This window comes from Okeania sp. SIO2B9, from assembly GCF_010672505.1.
GTDB lineage: Bacteria > Cyanobacteriota > Cyanobacteriia > Cyanobacteriales > Microcoleaceae > Okeania > Okeania hirsuta.
The window spans coordinates 1-7845 of record NZ_JAAHGK010000192.1; the positions used below are offsets into that span (position 1 = coordinate 1).

6 protein-coding genes and 1 pseudogene are annotated in these 7845 nt (G+C 37.3%); 2 read left to right on the forward strand and 5 right to left on the reverse strand.

Translation table 11 applies throughout. The annotated features are described in order from the left end of the window. From F6K13_RS09335 to metH, 3 genes are all read right to left on the reverse strand, one after another. Positions 1-392, reverse strand: a 392-nt coding sequence (locus F6K13_RS09335) for a gamma-glutamylcyclotransferase family protein (protein WP_287287267.1), incomplete at its 3' end; no start/stop codon positions are given. A gap of 99 nt (positions 393-491) precedes the next feature. Beyond that, positions 492-833: a hypothetical protein gene (locus tag F6K13_RS09340; RefSeq protein WP_124146683.1), complete on the reverse strand. Its 342-nt coding sequence runs from the start codon at positions 831-833 to the stop codon at positions 492-494. Between the two features lie 757 nt (positions 834-1590). Continuing rightward, positions 1591-5175: a methionine synthase gene (gene metH / locus F6K13_RS09345; RefSeq protein ID WP_124146684.1), complete on the reverse strand. Its 3585-nt coding sequence runs from the start codon at positions 5173-5175 to the stop codon at positions 1591-1593. A gap of 553 nt (positions 5176-5728) precedes the next feature. On the opposite strand from metH, the gene F6K13_RS09350 reads away from it, so the two are divergent. After that, complete coding sequence (locus F6K13_RS09350) at positions 5729-5890, forward strand: hypothetical protein (RefSeq protein WP_161564662.1); 162 nt, start codon at positions 5729-5731, stop codon at positions 5888-5890. Positions 5891-5906: 16 nt separating this feature from the next. Here the strand turns inward: F6K13_RS09350 and F6K13_RS09355 are convergent. Further along, positions 5907-6419 (reverse strand): annotated as a pseudogene (locus F6K13_RS09355) (IS1 family transposase); the annotation flags it as partial. A gap of 277 nt (positions 6420-6696) precedes the next feature. Then, positions 6697-6873 (reverse strand): IS1 family transposase, encoded by a 177-nt coding sequence (locus F6K13_RS09360; RefSeq protein ID WP_124154596.1) that lies wholly within the window; start codon positions 6871-6873, stop codon positions 6697-6699. Between the two features lie 421 nt (positions 6874-7294). Between F6K13_RS09360 and F6K13_RS09365 the strand changes: the two genes are divergently transcribed. After that, on the forward strand, positions 7295-7845 hold a 551-nt coding region (locus tag F6K13_RS09365; RefSeq protein ID WP_287287269.1), incomplete at its 3' end, for a PhzF family phenazine biosynthesis protein.

Consider the following 7845-nt stretch of genomic DNA (forward strand, 5'->3'; position numbering starts at 1 on the left):
TCCTTCAATCCAAATTCCAGGCCGAGCAGCATATAGGGTTCACTTACAATGGGAGTAATCGCCCCAAAGCTGTCAGCACGGCGCAAATCACATTCTGGTGACATTTCATACAAACAACCATGTACAATAGAATTTTTTTGATAAACTAAATTAGCGTAACTTGGATCGACATTATTCGTCGGCACATATAAATTAAATTTAAATTCAAAATTTTTTAATATAGCTGGTTGAGAATGTAAAATCAGTGAATTAGGTTCTGTATTGTATTTATCCTTTGTTTGAAGATTTGATGCTAATTTGAATTCTAGTAATGATTTAGATAAGTTGGAGCCATAAGCAAAGTATTTTACATTAGAAATAGAGCTGAACAATTGTTCTGCATTGGATGGCATATAACCTCGATTCGTGACTAAATAGTATTATGTTATTGTAGTTGTATCGCCCTGGGCAAACGCATCTAATTTTTTTGACAAATGACCAAGATTTATTATTTAAGGACACCCTTGGTGATTGGGGTAAAACTGAACTTCCCCCCAAGAAAAATCGCAGAATGCCCAAGCCAAAGTAGTAAGAGCGATTTTTTCACTACCCGTTACTGTATACAATCGACTCTGATGCTTAACTGGAGAGTGTTTTGAGCGATTTTTACTATGTGATTTGAGAATACAGTGATCGAACTCCGTATCAGCTTTGTTTCCACACATATCAAATAAGCAACTGCGAGTTTCATCGTGAGCTACACTATATTCAACTAAAGAAGCATCTCTAGCATATTCTAAGTAAATTGAGCAGAATTCATAAAGATTACGGATGATAAAATTTTCAATAGTCAAATTTGCATCACGAATAATTTCTGCTGTTTCATATAACGAAAGTATACATAAATCTTTTCCTACTCTTCTAACATAGTAATTCTTTTCTAAACGATAGTTGATAATACCAACTGTAAAGTCGTAATTTTTATCTGACTTAAATTAAATTTGCAAGCAATTTGTCAGTATACGACCAATTTTCACCGTCCATTTCTGGTAAAATCTGTATTTGATCGAGATGTTCAGCGCTAAAAATTTTTGATTTCCACTTTTTTATAAACTGAAAATAAACTGGGTATTTTAAGCTTCCGAGAGTAACTAGCTTAATTTTAATTTTTTGCATATATTTTCTGTCAAACAATGTTACCAATAGGTTGATTATTCTAGTAAATGAAGAAGCGGGTAGTAGACTGACACAGCTAAAAGTGTGCATTAGCTTTTTTCATAATCACCCCATCACCCCATCTCCCCATCACCCCATCCCCCCATTTTCTAATGCACCATTTTAGCTGTGTCGGTCCAGTAGGGTGGGTTAGCGTCAGCGTAACCCACCAAAAAGTTTATAGATTTGACGGTGCGTTAACGAAGTGTAACACACCCTACTGCCGTGTCAAGCCTTAAATGTTACTTTGGGAAAATGGTACGATCCTGATTTTTCAAAGCTTTTAGTCAAAAATCTATTCCACCATTTTAAGCTTGACGTGCCACTACTACTCTACTACTTCCTCCTCTTCCCTCCTGACTCCTGTCTCCTGACTCCTGACTCCTTCTTCTCTACCTACGCACTAAAATATTTCGCCACTGGATGATAAGTAATAATCGCTGTCGTAGACTGTTCTGGATACAACTGCTCGCTCTCATCCATATACATATCAATCCTTTTCACATCCAACAAGTCTAACTGCTTATACTGATCCTGCATATTCGGACAAGCGGGATAACCGAAACTATAACGTGATCCTTGATAACGCTGTTTCAGAAGATCCCTGATATTATCTGCATCCTCTGCACCGAAACCTAACTCCCGACGAATACGAGCGTGTAACCATTCTGCCATTGCTTCCGCAGTTTGTACCGCCATACCGTGGAAATACAAATAATTTGTATACTCATCGGCAGCAAACAACTTCTGTGCAAATTCAGTGGCTATTTCTCCTACTGTTACAGCGTGCATCGGGAACACATCAATAATTCCGGAGTCCTTGGGAGCAAAGAAGTCAGCAATACACAACCGTCGTCCTGACTTTTGCCGAGGAAATTCAAAACTGTTCACAACTGTTGTTGCTTTACCAGTCTTATTCATTTCGTCGGAGTCGTAAATGAAAAGTGTATTTCCTTCTGCTTGACAAGGGAAGTAACCATAAATTGCTTGGGGATACAGCAACTTCTCATTAACTACCCGTGATTTCCAAGTTTCCAGAATCGGATAAACCTTTTCTGCTAAAAACTCATTATATTCTTCCCGTGGTTGACCTTGGGGTTTACGGAATTGCCATTGCCCTGCCATCAACGCTTGCAAATCTAAATACCAGAATAATTCCTCAAATGGCATATCTTCTGGTTGCAATAACTTTGTTCCCCAGAATGGAGGAGTGGGGCGAGGGATATCTACTGCTACATCATCGGAACGTCGTGTATCTATTACGACTGGAGCAGCAGGTTTAGTTTCCTCTTTTTCTTCAGACTTAGCAGTAGCAGCTTTACCATTACCATTACTATTAACCTTACCATTGCCATTACCGTTACCGTTTTCTTCGGCAAACTCACCTAAAAATCCTTTAATGTCATCCCACTGATTTTCTGATTTTGCTGGCATCAACTTATCCATGAAATGCAAATCGGAAAACGCATCTTTACCATAAACGACTTTACCTTTGTAGGTATTTTGGCAATCTTCATGGACGAATTTCGGAGTCAGAGCAGCACCACCTAAAATCACGGGAACGGTAATACCTTCTGCGTTAAATGTTTCCAAGTTGTCTTTCATAAATGCGGTTGACTTCACCAATAAACCACTCATGGCGATGCAGTCAGCATTATGTTCGCGGTAAGCAGCAATGATATTATCAACTGGTTGTTTAATTCCTAAATTAATTACCCGATAACCGTTGTTGGAAAGAATGATATCTACGAGATTTTTACCAATATCGTGAACGTCTCCTTTGACAGTTGCAATGAGGAAAGTTCCCTTAGAATTATCCTCACCTGACTCTTCTGCTTCCATGAAAGGTTGTAGATAAGCAACTGCTGCTTTCATAGTTTGAGCAGACTGCAATACAAATGGTAATTGCATTTGTCCGGAACCGAATAATTCTCCCACTACTTTCATGCCATCTAATAAATAGACATTGATAATATCTAGGGGCGGATATGTTTCTAAAGCTTTGGCTAAAGCATCTTCTAAACCGATACGTTCTCCATCAATAATATGTTGTTTTAAACGTTCTTCAATTGGTAAATTTTGTGTGGCAGAACGGTCTTTTTTAGTTGTTTTACCCTGGAACATTGTTGTTAACTCAGCCAGAGGATCGTAAGTACAAATATCCCCATCAAATTCCCGTTGGTCATATATTAGTTTGCGACAAACTTCTTGATGTTCTGGTTCAATTTTTGACATGGGTAAAATCTTACTCGCACTAACAATAGATCCATCCAAACCTACTGCCATTGCTTCATGCAAAAATACCGAGTTCAATACTTGTCTGGCAGCGGGATTTAAACCAAACGAAATGTTAGAAACCCCAAGCATTATATGACAACCTGGTAATTCTTCCCGAATCCTTTTAATAGATTCAATAGTAGCTTTTCCATTTTCCCTATCCTCTTCAATCCCTGTAGAAACTGGCAATGCTAAAGTATCAAAGAACAATTCATGGGCAGGAATCCCATATTCTACTGCTGCATCATAAGCTCGTTTTGCTATTTCAAATTTCTTATCAGCCGTCCGCGCCATTCCATCCTCATCGATGGTTCCAACTACCACACCAGCACCATATTTTTTCGCCAATTCTAATACTTTAAAAAAACGAGGTTCTCCATCTTCATAGTTAGTAGAATTGAGCAAACATTTACCGCCAGCAACTTTTAAACCCGCCTCCATTTTTTCCCATTCTGTGGAGTCTAACATCAGAGGCAAATTAACATTTGTGACTAAACGAGATGCTAATTCGTGCATATCTTTAACCCCATCGCGTCCCACATAATCAACGTTAACATCGAGAATATGTGCCCCTTCTTTTACCTGAGATTTTGCCAGGGCAACTAAGCCATCCCAATCTTCATTATTGAGTAAAGTTCGACATTTTTTAGAACCACTAGCATTCAGTCTTTCCCCAACAATTAAAAAGGAGTTATCTTGTTCGTAAGTTTCGGAAGAATAGATAGAAGCTGCTGATGGAATATAGTTATATTCTCGTTCTTTTGGTGTGAGAGTTTCAGTAATTTCAGCTAATGCTTTAATATGGTCTGGACGAGTACCACAACAACCGCCGATAACTTGCACTCCCAGGTCTTCAACGAAGTGCATTAATGCCATTTTCAACTCTATAGGAGTTAATCTGTAGTGAGCTTGTCCGCCGATATTTTCTGGTAAACCAGCATTAGGAATACAAGAAATAACAAAAGGGGAATTTTCTGACAAATAACGAATATGTTCCTTCATTAAATCAGGACCAGTAGCGCAATTTAATCCTAAAATATCAATAGAATAAGGTTCTAAAATTGTCACAGCAGCATTAATTTCTGAACCGACTAACATAGTGCCAAAAGCTTCCATAGTTATTGACACCATGATGGGGCGACGTTCACCTTTTTTCGCAAAGGTTTCTTCTATACCATTTAGGGCAGCTTTTATCTGTAAAACATCCTGACAAGTTTCCACAAGAAATAAATCTACTCCCCCATCCCAAAGACCTTCCGCTTGTTCGGCAAAACCATCTTTTAAGGTGTCAAAATCAATATGTCCCAAGGTAGGTAATTTTGTTCCTGGTCCCATGGACCCGGCAACAAATCGAGGCTTTTCTGGGGTAGAAAATTCCGCAGTAACAGACTTTGCCAACTCCGCTGCGGTTTTATTCAAATAATAAGCTTTGTCCGCTAAATCGTATTCTGCCAATACAATTTTTGTACCACCAAAAGTATCAGTTTCAACCACATCAGCACCTGCTGCTAAGAACCCTCGGTGGACTGTAGCAACTGCTTCTGGCTTAGTATGGACAAGGTATTCGTTACAACCTTCATATTCTGCACCGCCAAAGTCTTCAGCAGTCAGATTTTGGACTTGTAGGTTAGTACCCATTGCCCCATCAAAGACTATGACTGGGCGTTCTGGACTATGGAGACGATTCAAAAATGAGCTGTTCATAATCAAGTTTTTGGTTTTTAGATATTAATTTTATACTACTCTTTTGAGAATTTAAGAGCAATTTATTTTCTTTATGATAATATATCTTAAGAGGTGCTATCGCAATTAGAACATAGATTGTCTACAGTTAAATAATAATTCAAATTAACTTCAAATTTTTTGAAGTTATGACTTAGTGACTGATGACTTATATATCCTAATATCTATCAAAATTTTATTAGTAGTTATAGGATAATTACCAATAAATATAATTTTAAAATGAGAATGATATATCATCAAAAATGATAGATGAATTAAGAATTTATTTCTATTACCATTACAAAGTTATTCTTTTTGAGCAGACCAAGTTGGTATAATAAAAATCAGGCTGATTAATTATAGTGAATTAAGGTGCTTAAAAAAAAACTAATGATTTGATTCAATCAACTAGAATAAAATAGCTATGACTAGAACAGAGTAACTACCAACAATAAAACTTTGTCAAAGGTTAAATATTTGGTGGAAAAATCATCTACAAGACAAGAAATCGACTCGTAGTTTTCTGTTACGTTTGTTGGTTGCAGGTACTACTTTTGTAGTTAGTATTGCTGCTTTTTATAGCTATCAAGTTGTCCGTGAATTAATTCTGGATAATTTGAAAAAAAATGCTTTGTTGGAAATGCAGCGAGGAGCAGATAATATCGATCAATGGTTGGCTAGTAAAAAAATTGGGTAGTCCTACATAGTAATGGTTAACAAATTGTGGCATTATAGTGATGTATGAAATTCCAGATAGCTCCAATGTGATTACTTAATTTTTGAGAAAACCATCAGGTTTTTCGTACTAACCGTCCGATACGTTGTTGTCCCATGGTATTGTTAAACCTTTCTATATCGCTTGTTTTACCAGTCTCCTTGCCCACAGCTTGATGTCGCATTGATGGTAGTATGATCTCGTAAGCTTCCCCAAAATCACTGTAGCAGACTGCACATTGACCATAGAACCCTGGCAAACAGCGCCAAAGATTTTGAGCTGATTGTTGAGAGCGATCGCCAATATCTGCTCCCACAATTTCACGAGTTTCAACATCCATTGCTAACCAAATCCATTGTTGATTACTTTTTGCACCAACAAATCACCACATTTGATCCATTTGAATTGTCTGTTGGCCAATTTTTTGTGACTAACCTCAACCTGTGGAGGAACCAAGTCATACTTCTGGTGAAGGTAAATCTGCAACCAACTTTGTTGAAACACCCGTTATATCATGTTCCCCCTCCGGGGGAGCTACGCTAACGGTTGAATACTTATAAATAAATAAATGTTGTGAGTCCTCAGGAGTCAACCCACCCCTAACCCATCCCAGGAGGGGAACTCAGGAGTCAGGAGGAAATATTGGAGAAAAAGAGGAAATATTGGAGAAAAGTAAAGACAATTTCAGTATTTATTTGATACCGTCGGTACTGTCAGTCCTTAAATTTTATTTATAACTGACCCGTCCGAACATGATATTAATCAGAGCGATCGCTGCCAATGCTAATCTATAAGAGCAACATTTGATCAATCATGATTTTTGTTGCTTCATCCATAGGTCCTCGGGTAGGATTTTCTACAAACTGTCGCCCACAATGAGTACAACGGAAACGAGGTTTACCATCGTGGGTATGTTCATATTTAATGATTTTAGTAGACTGGCACTCAGGACAATTGCTCTCCACAAACTTAACTTGATTAACCTATTTGAATTATATTACCATTACGCGAGCAGGACTACCAAAAATTGAAGCATATACTAGCGCTAATACTCCTACTTTCCTAACCATAGACTGATATATGGTTAGACCTTTGAGTGAGTTTCTTTTAAAATAACTAATATTTAAGGGAAAAATATTTTTCTTTCCACCCGATTTGCGCGGTCTAGGTGTTCTGTAGCTACAAACTTTGACGATCTGATAAATTAGATCGAATATAGAACCCATTTGAGATCTATTTAAAAAGAGATGGGAAGGTGGGGGGTATTTTTCAACCTTTTTCCCATATTCCTTCCCTCCACCTCCTGACTCCTGACTCCTGTCAAAAAACTGAATCGCCAATAAAGATACCAAATGAGTTATATAAGCCTAAAGGTAACAAAATACTATGAAATTTTACATTGTAGATGTATTTGCTGAAACTAAATATGCTGGTAATCAACTGGCTGTATTTACAGGTTCTGAAGTTGAGAATCTTTCTGATAATGAAATGTTGCAAATTTCCAGAGAGATGAACTATTCAGAAACTACTTTTATTTTATCTTCAACACAACGAAATAATGGTTATGATGTGCGGATATTTACTCCTACTCAAGAATTACCTTTTGCTGGTCATCCAACATTAGGAACTGCCTATATTATTCAACGAGAAATTATTAAAAATTCGGTGGAACAAGTAATTTTAAATATGGGTGTAGGACAAATTGCTGTGAGTTGGAAAGGTGAAGTTTTATGGATGGCTCAGAATATGCCTACTTTTGCTCAAAAATATCAAATTGAATCTTTAGCAGAGATATTAAATTTAGAGGTGGGTGATATAGATATGAGGTTTCCTATTCAGGAAGTTTCCACAGGGATACCTTTTATCATTGTGCCTTTGAAAAATCTCAAAGCATTGAAGAAAGCTCAAGTAAATTTGGATAAATATTATCAGTTTAA

Coding starts and splice junctions, on each gene's coding strand:
- metH (WP_124146684.1), bottom strand. CDS start 5,175: ATGAACAGCTCATTTTTGAATCGTCTCCATAGTCCAGAACGCCCAGTC.